The sequence below is a fragment of the Amycolatopsis sp. GM8 genome, from assembly GCF_021653975.1.
Classification (GTDB): domain Bacteria; phylum Actinomycetota; class Actinomycetes; order Mycobacteriales; family Pseudonocardiaceae; genus Amycolatopsis_E.
In genome coordinates, this window is record NZ_JAJKFK010000001.1 from 1,333,446 (window position 1) to 1,351,211 (window position 17,766).

A 17,766-nucleotide genomic window follows, 5' to 3' on the forward strand; every position below is an offset into this window, starting at 1 on the left:
GGCGGTCAACCACGGACGATCGCCAGCACTTCGTCGGTCAGCGCGCGCACGGCGTCCTGGTTGGGGGCTTCGACGTTGAGCCGCAGCAGCGGCTCGGTGTTGGACGGGCGCAGGTTGAACCACGCGCCGTCGCCCAGCTGCACGGTGAGGCCGTCCAGCTCGTCGATCGTCACCCCCGGCCGGCCGCTGAACGCGTCCTTCACCGCGAGCTGGCGGGCCACCTGGTCGTCGACCGTCGAGTTGACCTCGCCGGACGCCGCGTACCGCTGGTATTCGCGGGTCAGCTCCGACAGCGGGCCGTCCTGCTCGCCGAGCGCGGCGAGCACATGCAGCGCGGCGAGCATGCCGGTGTCGGCGCGCCAGAAGTCGCGGAAGTAGTAGTGCGCCGAGTGCTCGCCGCCGAAGATCGCGCCGGTGCGGGCCATCTCCTGCTTGATGAACGAGTGCCCGACGCGCGTGCGCACCGGTTTCCCGCCGTGCTCGGTGACGATCTCGGGCACCGCGTGCGACGTGATCAGGTTGTGGATGATCGTCGCGCCCGGCTCCTTGGCCAGCTCGCGGACCGCGACCAATGCCGTGATCGCGCTCGGCGAAACCGGTTCGCCCCGCTCGTCGACGACGAAGCAGCGGTCGGCGTCCCCGTCGAAGGCCAGGCCCGCGTCCGCGCCAGCCTCGCGCACCTTCGCCTGCAGGTCGACGAGGTTCTTGGGGTCCAGCGGGTTGGCCTCGTGGTTGGGGAAGCTGCCGTCCAGCTCGAAGTACATCGGCACGATGTCGATCGGCAGCCCCTCGAACACGGTCGGCACCGTGTGCCCGCCCATGCCGTTGCCGGCGTCGACGACGATCTTCAGCGGGCGGCTGCCCAACAGGTCGACCAGGCCGCGCAGGTACGCGGCGTAGTCCGCGAGCACGTCGCGCTCGGTGATGCTGCCGGGCTGGCCGTCGAAGGCGGGGACGCCCTCGTCGACGGTGTCGCGGATCTCGGCGAGCCCGGAGTCCTGGCCGACGGGCGCGGCGCCGGGGCGACACATCTTGATGCCGTTGTAGCGGGCGGGGTTGTGGCTCGCGGTGAACATGGCACCGGCGAGGTTGAGCGAGCCGGACGCGAAGTACAGCTGGTCGGTGCTCGCCAAGCCGATCGACACGACGTCGAGCCCCTGCGAGGTCACGCCGTCGGCGAACGCGCGGGCCAGCTCGGGCGAGGACTCGCGCATGTCGTGGCCGATGACGACCGCCGGGGACTCGGGTTTGACCAGCAAGGCGAACGCGGCGCCGAAGTCACGCACCAGGCCGGCGTTCAACTGCTCGCCGACAACTCCCCGGATGTCATAGGCCTTGACGATGGCCGACAGGTCTGACACGCGCTTCTCCCCGGCAGTTCGACTGAATCGGATGCCGGAAAGCGTACCGGGGGAGGTCAGGAGATCGGATCGGGCAGCACGCGGAGATGCCCACGACGGCCGGAGGTGCCTTCGGGCTCCGGCGGCGGGGCCGGGCGGTCCGGGCGACCGGCTTCGCGGACCGCTTCGGCGAGCGCGGTGAGCTCGTCGTCGGACCGGTCCGGTTCGCCGAACGAGCCCTCGTGCCGCACGACTTCCCAGCCCTTGGGCACGGTCAGCCGCAGCGCGTGCTCTTCGCACAGGTCATAGGAATGCGGCTCCGACGCCGTCGCGAGGGGACCGACCACCGCGGTCGAATCGCTGTAGGCGTAGGTCAGCGTGGCGACAGCGGGTTGGAGGCACCCCGTCCGCGAACACTTTCGTACGCTCGACACGAACATGGACGATACTGCCTGCCGACGGCAACTGTGCGCAGGCACACCGGTTGAGGCGCTGTAACCTTCCTCTGTGTCCACCGCTCGCAGTTCCCGGCAGCAGCGGCGCGTCCGTCGCGACCGCCACGGTCGTGGCCTGCGCGGTCCGCTGTACCCGGCGTCGCTGCCGGCCGCGTCGAGCCGGGCGGAGAAGTTCGACCAGCTCGTGCTGGATTCGCTCGAGCCGATCGAGGCGCGCTGGCGTGACCAGCTGACCAAGCTCGACGTCGCGGTGGACGACGTGCCGGAGGTGCGCGGGGCCGGCCCGGCGGCGCAGGCCGAGGGTGTGCTGCACGACGGTTCGGTGCCGCTGTCACGCCTGGTCCCGGCCGGGATGGACCGCACCGGGCTGCCGACGCGGGCCCGCGTCGTGCTGTACCGGCGGCCGCTGGAAGCCCGCGCGAAGGATCCCGGCGAGCTGGCCGAACTGGTGCACGACGTGCTGGTCGAGCAGATCGCGGGCTACCTCGGCGTCGAACCGGACGTCATCGAAGGCGAGTAGGGACCGAGGTCATCGCGGCGAACAACACCGCCGCGACCTGGACCAGCAGCAGCACATCCCGCACCGTCGACGGGTGCTCGATGCTGACCTCCGAGGACGCCTCCGGGAGCGCGACCGCCACCTGGTGCCCCCACGCCGGCACGATCGGCTCCGGCCTGCCGTCGACGGTGGCCTGCCAGCCCGCCTCCTGCTCGGCCGACAGCACGAGCAACCGCCCGGCGATGCCCTCCGACACCCGCACCCGCACGTCGGGCAACGCGGCGTCCACCGGAGTCACCCCCGACCAGCTGGACGGCGCCGACGACGTGACGGCCTGTTTCGCGATGCCCGGCGGCACGAGCACCACCTGGCCGGACGGCGCGAGCAGCCGCAGCACCGGCCGGCCGCCGGTGGTCGGCTGGACGGCGACGGCGAGGTCCGGGGCCAGCGTGACGATCGGGCCGGGGTCCGCATCGGGCGGTAGTACGACGAACAGCGCGCCGGACGCGGTCGCGGCCGACAGTGCGGCCCGGGTGGCACCTGACGAAGGCTGCAGCAGAGCGCTCTGCCAGCCGGTGAGCCGGTCGGGCGTGTTCGCTGTCAGCGCAAGCTGATCATCGCCGTACTCCGGCAGCCGCCCGCCGGCCTGCCGGGTGGGCAGGTCACCCGAACCGACGACCAGCACCGACCGGCCCGCGCGCGCCAGCTCGTCCGCCTGCGCCTGCGCCAGCTGGTCGCCGCCGGACCGCAGCGGCCCGCCCCGGCCCGCGAGCACCGCGCCCGTCCCGAGAGCAAGCAACACGACCACGGCACCGACTGCGGCGAGCTTCGGCAGGACCGCGACGGACGTGCCGCGCTGGAACGCGGTGAGGATGATCCACAGCAGCCCGGCGCTGATGACCAGCAGCGGCACCCCCGTGAAGCCCACCGAAGGCGCGCCGCCCTGCAGCGGGCTCACCGGCACGAGCAGCACCACGGCCAGTCCGCACGCGCCGAGCACGAGCACTCCGAGCCCAGGGCTCATCAGTGCCCGCGGCCGGGCCGCGAGCGCGAAGATGGCCGCCACGAGCACCGCGACCCCGATCGGCCAGGCTCCGGCGCCGGCCGGGTCGAGCCCGACCAGATCCGCGGCGGGCGGGGCGGGCGCCGGTCCGCTGAGCCCGTGCAGGAACAGCGCCGGCTGGCCGGCCAGCACGGTGGGCCATGGCAACAGGAGCACGAGCGGCAGCACCACGACGATCACGACGGACGCGATCCGCTTGAGCAAACTCTTGCCTGGCGGCAAAACCACGAACCCGGCGACCAGCCCGAGCAACGCGAGTCCTTGTGCCAGCGGGGAAAACGCGCCGAGCACGGCGACACCCACCGCGCAGATCGACGACGCGGGCAGCCAGCCCGCGCCGGTGCGGGCCAGCAACCCGGCGATGCCGGAGATCACCAGCGGCAACACGATGTGCACCGCGACGACGTCCAGCCGTCCCTGCGCGACCGACGCGGTGGCCGCCGGCAACAACGCGTAGGCCGCGGCGACCGCGGCGCGAGCCCACCGCGTTGCGGGCAGCCGACGGGTGGCCGCGTACGCGGAAAGTCCGGCGAGCGGCGCGTCCCCGATGAGCAGGACCGCCACGAGCGCGTGCGGTCCGCCGAGCGGGGTGAAGATCGCCCCGGCGACACCGAGAATCGCGAGTGACGCTGGTGCCGCACTCGCAGTGCCACCACCGGTTTGGTGCCAGCCCGCGAGATACGTCGACCAGACTTCGCTCAGCGAGCCCACGGGCAACAGCCGCCCGCCGGCGAGATCCAGACCGAGCCGGGAACCGTTGACACCCAGCCCTATCGCTGTGAGCACAAGGAAAAGGCTGACCGGCGGCACGAACCTCCGGCCCAAGATGTGCCCGGACCGGTCCCCTGCCAACGCCGCTCCCCGTGTCGTACTTTCCCGCAAGGCGGCCACCTTAGCGGGTGCCTGACGGGAAAGTACTTCTAGACAGCGCGTTTCTTGAGTTTCCGACGCTCCCGTTCGGACAGTCCGCCCCAGATGCCGAAGCGTTCGTCATGGGCCAGGGCGTACTCGAGGCACTCACCCTTCACTTCGCAGCCCTGACAGATCCGCTTGGCTTCGCGGGTCGATCCGCCCTTCTCGGGGAAAAACGCCTCCGGATCGGTCTGCGCGCACAGCGCGCGGTCCTGCCACTCCGGTGGCTCGGCGGGATCGAAGATGTCGGCGAGCTCCCCCAGTTCGCTGTCCGGGCTCGCTCCCCACTCCACGACCTGCCCCCATTCCCTTCCATCTGCTTCCAACCGCACTTCCGCCTCCTCTGCTTCCACGCACTCCCCAGGCTGGCGGTGTTGAAGCCGCACCCGACGCCCCCTTCGCGCGTCGAATGACAGCAATGTGATTACACCCGTGTAATGCGGCCAGGTCAAGCGAAGTACCGAGTTTGGGGGACCCCGATGCCCTTGAGCGCAAGGGGACACGCCGACGGCGACCCGGACGGATACGACAGACTGGGGGCGTGCAGCGATCAGCGGTCAGACCCAGCCCTGTCTTTTTCGGCATCCTCGCGCTCGCCGTCGTCGGTGGGCTGCTGGCGGCCTTCAGCAACCCGGAGACCACCCGCGATCCGATGTTGATCGCCGGCGTTTTCATCCTGGTGGTGGCGGGCTGGGCGGTGTCGCTGACACTGCACGAGTTCGGGCACGCGTTCGTCGCCTACAAGGGTGGTGACACGTCCGTCGCGAGCAAGGGTTACCTGAACCTCGATGTCCGCCACTACACCGACCCCGTGCTCTCGCTGGTGTTGCCGCTGATCCTGCTGGCGATCGGCGGCATCCCGCTGCCCGGCGGCGCGGTGTGGATCAACCGCTGGGCGCTGCGCTCGCGGGCGGTGTCGACCTGGGTGTCGCTGGCAGGGCCGCTGAGCAACCTGCTGTTCGGGGTACTGCTGACGCTCGCGGTGGCCTACATCCCGATGACCGTCGGGCTCGCGATCGGCCTGTCCTACCTGGCCCTGCTGCAGGTCTTCGCGTTCGTGCTGAACATCCTGCCGGTGCCGGGCCTGGACGGGTTCGGTGCGATCGAGCCGTACCTGTCGCCGCAGACCCGCGAGTTCGCCGCGAAGGTGCGGCCTTGGGCGCCGCTGGCGCTGTTCGCGCTGCTGTTCGCGGTGCCGACCGTCGGCGGTGCCTTCCAGGACTTGTCCAGCTTCGTCTACGAAGCCATCGGCGGCAGCCGCGACGCCGCCTACCTCGGCCAGATCACCTTCATGTTCTGGCGGCACTGAGCCACTTGCTCGCTCGCTTCGCGACGCTTCGCAGGCCGGTGCGCTCGGCCCAGTAGTCGCCCGCCATGCCGACGAGCGGGAGCATGCCGACCGCGCGCTGGTAGAAGCGGCCACGCGGGCGCTTCTCCAACTCACCCGAGATGGCCAGCAGCGAGCGGCCCATGCGCCAGAGCGTGCCCGCCGCACTCTTCAGGGTGATCTTGCGATTTTGCTGCTCACCGAACTCGCCGGCCAGTTCCGCCGCTTCGGCTTCCTCGGCGGCATCCTTGCCGGCGGCCAACGACGGATCGAGGTCGCGCCGGAACAGCACCCAGCCGATCAGCCGCACCCGCTCGCCGATCTCGTCGATGCCGTGTTCATCCGCGATCGCGCACAGCAACAACACCTGGGCACTGGCGCCGAGCGCGTCCTGCACCGGCAGCCGGTCGGCGAGCACGCCGCCGAGCCCGGGGATCGCGGTCACCAGCGCGGTGAGCCGCCCGACGCGGTTGATCCACCAGTCCGTGCGCTGCTCGGGGGTCATCGCCACCCACGCCGCCGAGCCGGGCACCTTCATGTTGGCCATGCCTTCGAGCCGGCCCGGCGTGCGCATCGCGCCGACCACCGGCCGCGCCGCGCGCACGAAAGGGCGCAGCACCTGCACGACCTGCCGGTCGGAGATGGCTTCCGCCACGTCACTTCCTCCCTGGAATCGCCAGCGACCCGCCGAGCGCGAACGCCGCGGGCAGCGCCCCACCCGCGATCAGCAGCAGCGCCCGCCAGTCCTGCACCAGCACGAGATCCCCGCCCGGCCCCATCAGGCCCAGAACCACGATCGTCACTACCCACAGGGCCAGCGGGGCAAACGCCGCCCTCCGATGGACGAGCTTGCTCGCCTGCACGACCAGCAGTGGGGTGGTGAAGATCGCGACCAGCACAGTGACCGGGATCGGCACCGTGCCCGCGCGCAGCGGGAGGAAGAACAGTTCGAGTATGGCCAGCAGGATGGTGTCGACCAGCAGCAGCACCAGCAGGCCGTTGCGGGTCATGCCAGCCCTCCGAACAGGTCCGTCTCGGCGCCCTGGCGGGGGCCGCGGACCAGTGTGTAGTACTCGCCGTCGGCGATGGGCTGCGGCACCCCGTTGGACAGTGCGAACTCCGGCGGGTTGACCGTCACCTGCGTCGCGTGGGCGCGCAGGGCCGCGATCTTCGCCGCCAGGTAAGGGCGGATGTCGATGGTCGTGGTGATCTCCGTGGCCGGCGCCTCGGGCGGGAGCAGCGCACCTCCGCCCGAGGCAATGTGGAAGACGCGCCGCGCCGCGTCCGCGACGGCCATCGTGATCTCGTGCGCACGGATGTGGTCGGGGTGGCCGTAGCCACCGAAGGCGTTGTACGTGACCAGGACGTCCGGCCGGACCTCGTCGACGATCGCCCGCAGCTGCCGCACCTGCTTGTCCAGCGGGCCGGTGGCGAACGCGCGGGGGTGCTCGGCGGCCGGGGTACCGGCCATGCCTGAATCACGCCAGCCGCCGATTCCGCCGAGGAACCGGTGTCCGGTGACGCCGAGTGCGCGTAGGGCGGCGGAGAGTTCGCCCGAGCGGTAGCCGCCCAGCTGGTCGGCCGCCCAGGAGCCGAGGCCGGCGAGTTCCGGCGGGATGATCTCGCCTTCCTCGCCGAGCGTGCAGGTCACCAGCACCACCTCGGCGCCGTCGGCGGCGTAGCGGGCCATGGTGCCGCCCGTGGTGATGGTTTCGTCGTCGGGATGGGCATGGACCAGCAATAATCGGCGGCTCACCGATTCAGAATATTTACCCTGCCCCGACCTCCGTCGATGCATCCTCGGATATCCTCGCGCGAAGTTGCGCTGAACAGCGTGGAACGTTTTCCCCTCACGAAGGGCCAGTTGGTGAGCACAGAAGCGACGACGGCGAGGCTGGCCGCCTCGGGCTCCGTCCTGTCCATTGCCGACCTCAAGATCACTTTCAGCACCGAGGACGGCATCGTCGAGGCGGTCAAGGGCATCGGCTTCGACGTCAGCCCCGGAGAGATCGTCGCCGTCGTCGGTGAGTCCGGTTCGGGCAAGTCCGTGACGTCGATGTCGGTGCTCGGCCTGCTGCCCAAGACCACCAAGATCGAGGGTGATCTGCGCCTGGAGGACCGCGAACTGGCGGGCCTGAAGGACAAGGACATGCGGAAGGTCCGCGGCAACGACATCGCGATGATCTTCCAGGAGCCGATGAGCGCGCTGAACCCCGTGTACACGGTGGGCTGGCAGATCCGGGAAGCGCTGCGGGCGCACCGGGACCTGTCGCGCGAAGCCGCCGACCGGCGGGCGATCGAATTGCTGGAAATGGTCGGCATCCCGAACCCGCCGGAGCGGTTCCGGCAGTACCCGCACCAGCTCTCCGGTGGTCTGCGGCAGCGCGTGGTGATCGCGATGGCGATCGCCTGCGACCCGAAGGTGATCATCGCCGACGAGCCGACCACCGCGCTCGATGTGACCGTGCAGGCGGAGATCCTCGGCCTGCTGCGCAAGCTGCGGGACACGCTGAACACCGCGATCGTGCTGATCACCCACGACATGGGTGTCGTCGCCGACCTCGCGGACCGGGTCGTGGTGATGTACCAGGGCGAGATCGTCGAGCAGGCTCCGGTGCACGAGCTGTTCGCCTCGCCCAAGGAGGACTACACCCGCCGCCTGCTGGCCGCGGTGCCGGTGCTGGGGCAGCGTCCGGCGGGCCGCCGCCTGCTGGACGACGCGCCGCTCGAAATGGACGCCGAAGAGGCGGCGAAGGTCGCGGAGGAAATCCGGATCACCGATGCCGAGTTGCAGTCCCAGATCGAGAGCGACGCGCCCGCGCTGGAGATCAAGGACCTGGTGCTGGAGTTCCCCGGCCGGCGTGGCCAGCAGAAGAACCGGGCGGTTGACGGGGTTTCCCTGCACATCAACAAGGGTGAAATCGTAGGCTTGGTGGGCGAGTCGGGTTCCGGCAAGTCCACTGTGGGCCGCTGCGCGATCCGGTTGCTGAAGCCCACCGAGGGCACGGTTTCCATCGCGGGCCGCGACATCACAAAACTGTCCACAAAGGAACTGCGCCCGCTGCGCCGGTACTTTTCCATTGTTTTCCAGGACCCGGCGTCCACCCTGGACCCGAAAATGACCATCGGCGAGTCGATCGCCGAGCCGATGGTGCTGCACAAGATGTTCGCCGGCAAGGAACTCAACGATCGCGTAGTGTCGCTTTTGGACAAGGTCGAGCTTTCCGGGCACTATCGAAACCGGTACCCGCACGAGCTTTCCGGCGGTCAGCGTCAACGTGTCTCGATCGCCCGGGCCCTCTCACTCGACCCGCAACTCCTGATCGCGGACGAGCCCACCTCGGCGCTCGACGTCTCGGTACAGGCGCGGGTGCTGGACCTGTTCGTGGGCCTGCAGCAGACGCTGGGCTTCGCGTGCCTGTTCATCAGCCACGACCTGGCCGTGGTCGACCTCCTGGCCGACCGGGTCGCCGTGATGCAGCGCGGGAAGCTCGTCGAGGTCGGCGTACGTGACCAGGTGCTGCACAACCCCCAGCAGGAGTACACGAAGCGCCTCCTGTCGGCCGCCCCCGTGGCCGACCCGGTACTCCAAGCGGAACGCAGGGCAGCCTGGGAAGCCGGCAAACTAGCCCCAGTAGCAGCCGACTGACCAACTAACCAAAGGTGCCCCTCCCACGCACAAACGGGAGGGGCACTTTTCTTTGAACCCAAGGGCTTTGGGTTGTCATCCCGTCGCCTGAAACAGGAACGATCACTTTTCGTCAGGGCCGCAACCTACGCCGGAACGCGCAGCCGAAAGACCAAAGCTTGCGGCCCTGAGGAAAAGTGATACTCGAAACCGCAGGCGACGGGATGACAACCCAACCCCGACCACCTCGCGAAGGTGAGATCCCGTTGGGGCTCAGTCATCCTGGAGCCTGCCCGCCGGCGAGGCATTCTTTTGATCTTTGATCTTTAGACTTGCCCGGGTGCCCTGCCGGACCCAGCGGGACCGGGCGCAAGGCGCCCTCGACCCAGCGCAGGCCCTCCCCCGCCCCGATCTTTGAGTGTTCGCGTGCAGACGGGGTTGTCAAGGCTGGAAAGAATACCTTGACAACCCCGTCTGCACGCAAGGGCCGCTTGGGATCGGGGTGGGGGAGGGTGTGGGCGGTGGCGGGGCTTGGTTTCGTTGCCGGGTGGCGGTTTTGAGATTCAGGCCTTCATGCGGCGTTGCCTTGGGTCGAAGGCGTCACGTAGACCGTCACCGATGAAGTTGATCGACAGCGAGATCAGCACCAGGACGACGAACGGGCCGAAGAACAGCCAGGGGCGGGTCTGGACCTGTGCGTAGTTTTCCAGGATGATCCGGCCCAGTGACGTGTCCGGCGGCTGGACGCCGAGGCCGATGAAGCTCAGTGCGGCCTCGACGAGCACCGCCTGCGCGACGGCCAGGGTCGCGTTCACCGTGATGCTGCCGACCATGTTGGGGATCAGGTGCTTGAAGATGATCCGTCCGGTTCCACCGCCCGCGGCCCGTGCGGCCTCGACGAACTCGCGTTGAGACAACGCCATCGCCTCGGCCCGGGTGATACGGGCGATCGGCATCCAGGCGAACAGGGCCAGCACGAGCGCGACCACGAACCAGCTGCCGTGCCCGAACACCTTCGCCAGGATCGCGGCGGCCGCGATCTGCGGGATGATCAGGAACAGGTCGGTCAGCCGGGACAACGCGGAATCCGTGAAACCGCGCAGATAACCGGCAACCGAGCCGAACACGACGCCGATGAACGTGCCGACGATCGACACCACAACGGCGATCAGCAGCGAGAACTGCGTGCCGCGCAGGACCTGCGACACCATGTCCTTGCCGACCTGGGTGGTACCGAGCGGGAAGTCACTGCTCGGCCTGGCGAACGACGGGAAGCTCGCGTCCTCGTACTTGTGCATCCAGAAGATCGGCAGGATCACCGCGACCAGCACGACGAGCAGCAGCACCACCGTGGAGACCATGGCGAGCTTGTGCCGCAGGAACTTTCGCAGGACCAGCCGGCCCTGGCTCACGGGTTCCGGAAGTGCCTCCGGGGGCAGGGTGCCTTCGCGTTGAGCGGCCGAAGCCGCCTCGCCGGCAACCAGAGAGTTCATGTCAGCCAACGCGAATCCTCGGGTCCATGATGCCGTACAGCAGGTCTGCGATGAGGTTGGCGACCACCACCAGCACGGCGACGACCACCAGCCAGCCCATCAGTGTGCTGGGATCGAGGTGATTCACGGAATCGACGAGCAGTGTCCCCATCCCGTGCCAGTTGAATACGGTCTCGGTGATGATCGCACCGGTCAGCACCTGGCCGAAGTTCACCGAGAAGAGCGTGGCGACCGGAATCAGCGCGTTACGGAACGCGTGCCGGAAAACGACGCGAGAACCCGAAATACCCTTCGCCCGGGCGGTGCGCACATAGTCCTGGTTCAGCGTCTCCAGCATCGACGCACGCTGGAACCGGCTGTACGCGGCGAAACTGATCGCCATGATCGACAATGTGGGCAGCAGATAGGCGCCCGAGTATTTCGCCAGGAAATCGCCGAACCCGGTGGAATGGAGATTCTCCGGGCTCGTCGTTCTGAGCCAGGGATTACCCAGCCAGTCCGTGAGCCCCAGATCTCGCACCCAGCCGTTGACCTGGATCGCATAGGTCTTCAGGACCACGGCGACACAGAAGATCGGCATCGAGAACAGGAAGAAAGCCAGCGTGGTGGCGAGGTAGTCGACGATCGAGTACTGCTTGACCGCCGCCAGCACACCCACCGCGACGCCGACGATCAGCGCGAGGATCTCGGCGCCGACCACCAGCTTGATCGTGACGTCGAAAGCGCCCATCACCTTCGGGAACACCGGCTGCATGGCGTTGCCCTGCGCGACCGAGACGCCCCAGTCACCGGTGAGGAAGTTCCCCAGCCAATGGAAATAGCGCGGAATGATCGGCATGTCCAAACCGAGCTGTTGCGCGGTCTGGGCGATCGCCTCGGGATTGATGTTCGGCCGGCCCCGCAGTTCCGCCAGCGGATCCCCGGCCGCCGAGATCATGATGAACACCAGGAAGGTCCCGACGAACAGGACGGGGATCGAAATCGCCAGCCGGCGAAGAATATAGATAACCAGATTCAACGAGATAGCTCCTCATCCGGGCCTGGCCGGAAGTATGCAGCCGCGCCCGGTGTCCACCGTACTGGGGGTCGCCCAACGGTCGACAGCTACTTCCGATGGAAATCCGGGGGCCGGGGGTTCGTGACCCCCGAGCCCCCGGATTCCGCCAGGGTTATCGGTCAGCCGGGAAGGCTACTTCTGCTCCCACTCACCGACGTTCCACAGCGCACCGTTGTACGACTGCATGTACACCTTCTGGATGCCCGAGAAGGCCCACATCGACGGCGTGGCGAACAGCGGCAGCGACGCGTAGTCCGCGGCGATCTGCTTGTCGGCGTCCGCGTAGTGCTGGTTCGCGGTGGCCTCGTCGGTCGCCACCACAGCCTGCTTGAACGCGTCGTCGACCTTCGTGTCGCTGTACGCCTGGTAGTTCTGGCTACCACCGGTCGAGTAGATCGGCTGCGACTGCGACTTGAACGGCGCCTGCGACCACCCGAACAGGGCGATGTCCCAGTTACCGGTGCTGACCCGGCCACCACTGAGGAACGTGGGGTCGTTGTCGTTCTTGATCTCGATACCCGCGGCCTTGGCCTGCGACTGGATGATCTCCACCGTCTGGTCGCGCCGCGTGTTGTTGTTGTGCGAAATCGTCACCGAGTACCGCTGGCCGTTCTTCTGGTAGATGCCGTCGGCACCCAGAGTCCAGCCGTCGGCCTCCAGCGTCTTCTTCGCGTCGGCGGCGCCGGTGCCCGCGGTGGTGCCGTAACCGGCGTCCTTGTAGCTCGACTCACCCGGGGTCCAGATCAGGCTGTTGTCCGGGGTGACGTCCGCCTGGACTTCCTTGAGCAGCTTGTCCGTGACCTCGGTCCGGTTGACCGCCTGGAAGAACGCCTTGCGCGCGGCATCGTCCTTGAGCACCGCGTTCTTGTAGTTCATGTCCAGGTGCTCGTAGGTCAGCTGCGGCGCCGAACCGTAGATCACACCCTGCGCCGAGAGACCCTTGAGGGTGTCGGCGGCGGTGGCGTCCGGCTGCGTCGACGCGACGACGTTGATCTCACCGTTCTGCAGCGCGGTGGCCATCGCCTTCGTGTCCGAGAACTTCTTGACGACGACCGTCTCCGGACCGCCCTTGGCGCCGATCCAGTTCGGGTTCTTCTTCAGGGTGACCGCACCCTGGTTCTCGTCGAACGCGGTGATCATGTACGGGCCCGAGGCCGGCATGATCGAGGCGTTGAAGCCCTTCCAGCCATTGGTCCAGAAGTCACCGGCCTTCTTCAGCGTCGCGGGATCACTGGTCGGCGTGACCTTGGTGATGTCCGGGATACCGGTCTGCTGCTCCAGCACGTGCGCCGGCAGCATCTGGGCGCTGTCGAACAGGCCCTTGTAGTCGACGTAAGGCTGCGCGTAGGTGGTGACGAAGGTCTGGTCGTCCACGCACTTCGCGTCACTGATCAGGTCGTAACCGGTGGTGGAGGCCGCGTTGAAGTCCTTGACCTTGCCACTGCCGGCGAGCCACGCCAGGTAGTAGTCCTTGCAGTTCCAGGGGGCACCGTCGGACCACTTCACCCCAGGCTTGATCTTGTAGGTGACGGTGTACGGGCTCGTGGAGGTCACGTCCCAGGAGTCGAGCACATCGTTGTTCAGCAGCACCTTGTTGTTGCCGTCCAACACATCCGACCCGGCGAGGACCGCCGTGAGGATGTAGGTGTTGTACGAGGTGTTGCTGTCCGGGGTCTGGTTGTTGTATGCCGAGTAGGCATCATCGATGCCTACCGTGACCGGACCAGGCCAGCTCGGTACGTCGCCCAGTTTGTACGTGCCGGCGTTGACGTTTTCCGCCTTGCCGACCGCCATGCTCTTGACATCGGTGCTCGAACCGTTCTGGTCCGTACCACCGCTACCGCTGCCGCCACTGCAGGCGCTCAGCACAAGCGCGGCAGTCGCGGCCACGGTGACGGCCGAGACTGCTTTCCATCTGCTCATTTATGTGTGCCCTCCTAGCACTGGGCTAACGCCCACACCGCTCCTGCGCGTTAGGCGGGAGCCTATGTCACGCCGAATGCACGCGTCGGCGCACTGCCGTGGAACGCTAGAAAGGTGAGCACAAGGAGTCACCAGTCCGGGAACGATTGTGACCAAAGGGTGACTTCTAGCTAACATGAGGACATACGTTGGTTACTTGCCGCCACGTGTCCAATTGACGGCTGACCCAAACGGTCCAACCATTGCGGGCCCCGGCGTCACGCCCGTAATACCCGAACCGATCGCGAGTGTGTCGGCCAGCTGGAACAGCGGGATCACCGTGTGCTGGGCCCACAGCTTCGGCTCGAGTTCGGCCAGCGCGTCCGCGAGCGTCTTCTGCCCGGTGAGCGCGTTGTCGATGGTGGGCTGCAGCTCGGCGTCACACACCCCGGCGGGATTGGCCGGCACCACCGGAGTGGTCGTCGGGGCCGAGAGCTGACCGGGGCGGCAGCTGAAAGTCGAGGCCAGCACCGTGGCCGGATCCCCGCTGGCCGGCATCGGGACGACGGCGATGTCCACCGCCACGTTGCCCGAACCGTCCGCGGGCGGCTGCCCGCTCCGGTTCACGGGCATGGCCAGCAGGTTCGAGAACAGGTCCCGCGGCTCCGGGTTGATCGTCGTGACCTGGACCCCGGCCGCGGTGAGCTGGCGCGCGAGCTCCTTCGCGACACGCGCGTACGGCTCGAGCTGGCCCGGCGAGGCGATGACGAGCGACAGCGGTTTCCCGTCCCGGCGCCAGCTACCCGCCACCTGGGTGTAGCCCGCACGCTGCAGCAGGGTCGCCGCCCCGGCCGGGTCGGGCGCCGACACGTTCGCGGGAATCGTCGCGGCATACCCCGGCACCGACGGCGCGAGGACCTGGGCGTCCGCGCGCAGCTCGGCCGACGGGCCGTCCGCGGCGCCTTCGTCGATCAGCTTGTTCCGGTCGATGAGCGCGGCGACCCCGGCCCGCACGTCCTCGTCGACGAGCGCGCCGTTGACCGGACGCAGCAGTACATCGGCGACCCGCGGGCTGGGGACGGTGTGCGACTGCACGCCGGGACCGAGGTCCTGCAACAGTTTCAGCCCGGTGGCGTCGGTACGGGACATCACGAACTGCTCGTTGCCACTGCGCAACGCGGCCGCGAGCCCGGCCTCGTCGGACCGGCGCAGCACGATCTGGTCGATCGCGGCCGGCTTGTCCCAGTAGCGGTCGTTGCGCTCGATGATGATCTCGCCGCGCGCGGTGTCGAGCTGCTTGATGGAGAACGGCCCGCCATAGGCCGGGAAACTGCCCTGTAATGCCCCCTGCCAGCCTCCTGGGGCGTCCTTCAGCAGATGCTGGGGTAACAGGTCGGAGAACAACGTGCGCCAGCCTGGATAAGGCTGTGAGAACGTCACCTGGACGCCCTTGCCGCCCTCGCTCGACTGGATGTTCGAGATGAGCCGGTACCCGGCCGGCTCGACGACGCCGGGCTGGTCGCGCATGGAATCGGCGAGGTAGGCGAAGTCCTCGACCGCGATCGGCGCGCCGTCGGACCACGAGGCGTCCGGGCGGATCTCGTAGGTCACCGTGAACGGCTGCTCCGAGGTCACCGCGGCCGAGCGCATCAGCGTGGTGTCGAGCTCGTACTGCCCGTCGTCGGACTGGCGGAACACCGACGGCAGCATCAGTTGCGCGAGCGCGGTGGTGATCGTCGACTGGTCGGCGAGGTTGTGCGGGTTGTAGCCGCCGATGATGTCGTCCACACCGACCACGATCTGTGCCGGGCTGGGCGCCGCGGAGCTGGCGGACGGCCCCGCGGGCGCGGTCACGAGCGGCGGTGGCGGGGTCGCCGTGCACGCCGCGAGCGTGGCAGCGAGCACCAGCACGAGTGCCGCCACGCTGCTTGTCCGCACACTGCCTCCCCAGGCGATGAGCCCACGATGCTGCCACAAGGCCGGGTTACCCCTCCACCGAGTTAACCAAGGCCATCCGGCACCGTATCGGGTGGACGTAAGCCACCCGGACGGGGTTCCTTTCGCGCGGAGAAAGCGAGCTACCGGGCCAGGCTCTTGGCCCGCGAACGCTCCTTCGCGCGCTGGCTGATGTCCAGTGTCACCTTGCGCACCCGGACCACGTCCGGCGCGACCTCGACGCACTCGTCGACAGCGCAGAACTCCAGCGCCTCCTCCAGGCCCAGCTTGCGCGGGCGGGCGAGGCGCTCGAGCTCGTCACCGGTGGACGAGCGCATGTTCGTGAGCTTCTTTTCCTTGGTGATGTTGATGTCGAGGTCCTCGGCGCGCGGGTTCTCCCCGACGACCATGCCCTCGTACACCTCCGCACCGGGCTCCACGAAGAACGTGCCGCGGTCGGCGAGCTGGATCATCGCGTACGCGGTGATCGGGCCCGACCGGTCGGCGACCAGCGAGCCGGTGTGCCGGGTGCGGATCTCGCCCGCCCACGGGAAGTAGCCCTCGAACACGTGGTTCGCGATGCCGGTACCGCGCGTCTCGGTGAGGAAGTCGGTGCGGAACCCGATCAGCCCGCGCGCGGGCAGCACGTAGTTCAGCTTGATGCGGCCGGTGCCGTTGCCGCTCATGTCCTCCATGCGGCCCTTGCGAGCGGCGAGCAGCTGCGTGATCGCGCCGAGGTGCTCCTCCGGCGAGTCGATGTACAACCGCTCGAACGGCTCGTGCAGCTTGCCGTCGATCGTGCGCAGGACCACCTGCGGCTTGCCGACGGTCAGCTCGAAGCCCTCGCGGCGCATCTGCTCGACCAGGATGGCCAGCGCCAGCTCACCACGGCCCTGCACCTCCCAGGTGTCCGGGCGCTCGGTGGGCAGCACCCTGATGCTCACGTTGCCGATCAGCTCGGCGTCCAGCCGCGCCTTGACCAGCCGCGCGGTGACCTTGTCGCCACCGTTACGGCCCGCGAGCGGCGAGGTGTTGACGCCGATGGTCATCGAGATGGCGGGCTCGTCGACGGTGATCCGGGGCAGCGCCACCGGGTTCTCCGCGTCGGCGAGGGTGTCACCGATGGTGATTTCCGGGATACCCGCGATCGCGACCAGTTCGCCCGCCGACGCCTCGGTCGCCGGGACGCGGGTGAGTGCCTCGGTGACCAGCAGCTCGGAGATGCGCACGTTCTGCACGGAGCCGTCCTCGCGCATCCAGGCCACGGTCTGGCCCTTGCGCAGCTTGCCCGCGTGGATCCGGATCAGCGCGATCCGGCCGAGGAAGTTCGACGCGTCGAGGTTCGTGACCAGCGCCTGCAGCGGCGCGTCGGAGTCGCCGACCGGCGGCGGCACGTGGCGCAGCAACGTCTCGAACAGCGGGTCGAGGTTCTCACTGTCCGGCAGGCCGCCGTCCGCGGGCTGCTCCAGACTGGCCTTGCCGGCGCGCGCGGAGGCGTAGACGACGGGGAGGTCGAGGACCGCGTCGAGGTCGGCGTCCTCGATGTCGCCCGCCAGGTCGAGCAGCAGGTCGTGGGTCTCCTCGACGACCTCGGCGATGCGCGCGTCCGGCCGGTCGACCTTGTTGACCACCAGGATCACCGGCAGGCCCGCCTCGAGCGTCTTGCGCAGCACGAAGCGGGTCTGCGGCAGCGGGCCCTCGCTGGCGTCGACGAGCAGCACGACACCGTCCACCATGGACAGCCCGCGCTCGACCTCGCCGCCGAAGTCGGCGTGGCCGGGGGTGTCGATGACGTTGATGGTCACCGCGCCGTCCGGGGTCTGGCGGTGGATGGCGGTGTTCTTGGCCAGGATGGTGATGCCCTTTTCGCGCTCGAGCTCACCGGAGTCCATGACACGGTCGACGACCTCGGCACGCTCGGCGAACGCGCCGGACTGGCGGAGCATGGCGTCGACCAGGGTGGTCTTGCCGTGGTCCACGTGCGCCACGATGGCGACGTTGCGCAGGTCCGTGCGGACCTTCTCGGCGGTTGCTGCGGGCACGCGAAGGCTCCTGGCTACTAAGAGGTCTGAGGGAGACGCCGGCGGCCGGCTTTGGCCACGGGCAGTCTCTCCCAGAATACCCTTGACCCCCTTGTGACCAGCACCACGGTCTA

At 68.4% G+C, this 17,766-nt stretch carries 15 protein-coding genes; 3 read left to right on the forward strand and 12 right to left on the reverse strand.

What is annotated here, in order from left to right; genetic code table 11:
* Positions 1–5: 5 nt before the first annotated feature.
* Together LOZ83_RS06350 and LOZ83_RS06355 are read right to left on the reverse strand one after the other, a co-directional pair.
* A complete protein-coding gene (locus tag LOZ83_RS06350; protein WP_236789232.1) occupies positions 6–1,361 on the reverse strand; it encodes a phosphomannomutase/phosphoglucomutase in 1,356 nt (451 codons plus the stop codon).
* Positions 1,362–1,417: 56 nt separating this feature from the next.
* The gene (locus LOZ83_RS06355; RefSeq protein WP_236789233.1) at positions 1,418–1,774 is read right to left on the reverse strand and encodes a DUF3499 domain-containing protein; all 357 of its coding nucleotides are present in this window, start codon (positions 1,772–1,774) and stop codon (positions 1,418–1,420) included.
* A gap of 73 nt (positions 1,775–1,847) precedes the next feature.
* Here LOZ83_RS06355 and LOZ83_RS06360 point away from each other — a divergent pair, with 73 nt between their 5' ends.
* Positions 1,848–2,315 carry a metallopeptidase family protein gene (locus LOZ83_RS06360; protein ID WP_236789234.1) on the forward strand — a complete coding sequence of 156 codons (468 nt, stop codon included), beginning with the start codon at positions 1,848–1,850 and terminating at the stop codon, positions 2,313–2,315.
* Here the strand turns inward: LOZ83_RS06360 and LOZ83_RS06365 are convergent.
* Together LOZ83_RS06365 and LOZ83_RS06370 are read right to left on the reverse strand one after the other, a co-directional pair.
* Positions 2,299–4,143, reverse strand: coding sequence for a hypothetical protein (locus tag LOZ83_RS06365; RefSeq protein ID WP_308190190.1), 1,845 nt, complete (start codon positions 4,141–4,143; stop codon positions 2,299–2,301). The two genes, LOZ83_RS06360 and LOZ83_RS06365, sit on opposite strands and share 17 nt — an antisense overlap.
* A 134-nt stretch (positions 4,144–4,277) precedes the next feature.
* Positions 4,278–4,562 carry a WhiB family transcriptional regulator gene (locus LOZ83_RS06370; RefSeq protein WP_374202636.1) on the reverse strand — a complete coding sequence of 95 codons (285 nt, stop codon included), beginning with the start codon at positions 4,560–4,562 and terminating at the stop codon, positions 4,278–4,280.
* A 248-nt stretch (positions 4,563–4,810) separates the two neighbouring features.
* Between LOZ83_RS06370 and LOZ83_RS06375 the strand changes: the two genes are divergently transcribed.
* Positions 4,811–5,578 (forward strand): site-2 protease family protein, encoded by a 768-nt coding sequence (locus tag LOZ83_RS06375; RefSeq protein ID WP_236789235.1) that lies wholly within the window; start codon positions 4,811–4,813, stop codon positions 5,576–5,578.
* Here LOZ83_RS06375 and LOZ83_RS06380 read toward each other — a convergent pair.
* The 3 genes from LOZ83_RS06380 to mshB are packed head-to-tail and all read right to left on the reverse strand — an operon-like array spanning position 5,559 to position 7,352.
* Positions 5,559–6,251, reverse strand: a complete 693-nt coding sequence (locus tag LOZ83_RS06380) for a hypothetical protein (RefSeq protein WP_236789236.1) — start codon at positions 6,249–6,251, stop codon at positions 5,559–5,561. The genes LOZ83_RS06375 and LOZ83_RS06380 overlap by 20 nt on opposite strands.
* A gap of 1 nt (position 6,252) precedes the next feature.
* Positions 6,253–6,606, reverse strand: coding sequence for a hypothetical protein (locus tag LOZ83_RS06385; protein WP_236789237.1), 354 nt, complete (start codon positions 6,604–6,606; stop codon positions 6,253–6,255).
* Complete coding sequence (mshB, locus tag LOZ83_RS06390) at positions 6,603–7,352, reverse strand: N-acetyl-1-D-myo-inositol-2-amino-2-deoxy-alpha-D-glucopyranoside deacetylase (RefSeq protein ID WP_374202627.1); 750 nt, start codon at positions 7,350–7,352, stop codon at positions 6,603–6,605. Before mshB ends, LOZ83_RS06385 begins: the two co-directional genes overlap by 4 nt.
* A gap of 111 nt (positions 7,353–7,463) precedes the next feature.
* Here mshB and LOZ83_RS06395 point away from each other — a divergent pair, with 111 nt between their 5' ends.
* Positions 7,464–9,245, forward strand: coding sequence for an ABC transporter ATP-binding protein (locus LOZ83_RS06395; RefSeq protein WP_236789239.1), 1,782 nt, complete (start codon positions 7,464–7,466; stop codon positions 9,243–9,245).
* Positions 9,246–9,787: 542 nt separating this feature from the next.
* Here LOZ83_RS06395 and LOZ83_RS06400 read toward each other — a convergent pair.
* From LOZ83_RS06400 to typA, 5 genes are all read right to left on the reverse strand, one after another.
* Positions 9,788–10,717 carry an ABC transporter permease gene (locus LOZ83_RS06400; protein WP_236789240.1) on the reverse strand — a complete coding sequence of 310 codons (930 nt, stop codon included), beginning with the start codon at positions 10,715–10,717 and terminating at the stop codon, positions 9,788–9,790.
* A gap of 1 nt (position 10,718) precedes the next feature.
* Complete coding sequence (locus LOZ83_RS06405; protein WP_236789241.1) at positions 10,719–11,735, reverse strand: ABC transporter permease; 1,017 nt, start codon at positions 11,733–11,735, stop codon at positions 10,719–10,721.
* Between the two features lie 171 nt (positions 11,736–11,906).
* Positions 11,907–13,697 carry an ABC transporter family substrate-binding protein gene (locus tag LOZ83_RS06410; RefSeq protein ID WP_236789242.1) on the reverse strand — a complete coding sequence of 597 codons (1,791 nt, stop codon included), beginning with the start codon at positions 13,695–13,697 and terminating at the stop codon, positions 11,907–11,909.
* A 192-nt stretch (positions 13,698–13,889) separates the two neighbouring features.
* A complete protein-coding gene (locus tag LOZ83_RS06415) occupies positions 13,890–15,614 on the reverse strand; it encodes an ABC transporter family substrate-binding protein (RefSeq protein WP_236789243.1) in 1,725 nt (574 codons plus the stop codon).
* A gap of 140 nt (positions 15,615–15,754) precedes the next feature.
* Positions 15,755–17,653: a translational GTPase TypA gene (typA, locus tag LOZ83_RS06420; RefSeq protein ID WP_236789244.1), complete on the reverse strand. Its 1,899-nt coding sequence runs from the start codon at positions 17,651–17,653 to the stop codon at positions 15,755–15,757.
* Positions 17,654–17,766 lie beyond the last annotated feature (113 nt).

What these genes read in the sequence shown, in the direction of transcription:
- LOZ83_RS06410 (WP_236789242.1), bottom strand. Translation starts at nt 13,697, where the DNA reads ATGAGCAGATGGAAAGCAGTCTCGGCCGTCACCGTGGCCGCGACTGCC.
- LOZ83_RS06385 (WP_236789237.1), bottom strand. Translation starts at nt 6,606, where the DNA reads ATGACCCGCAACGGCCTGCTGGTGCTGCTGCTGGTCGACACCATCCTG.
- LOZ83_RS06400 (WP_236789240.1), bottom strand. Translation starts at nt 10,717, where the DNA reads ATGAACTCTCTGGTTGCCGGCGAGGCGGCTTCGGCCGCTCAACGCGAA.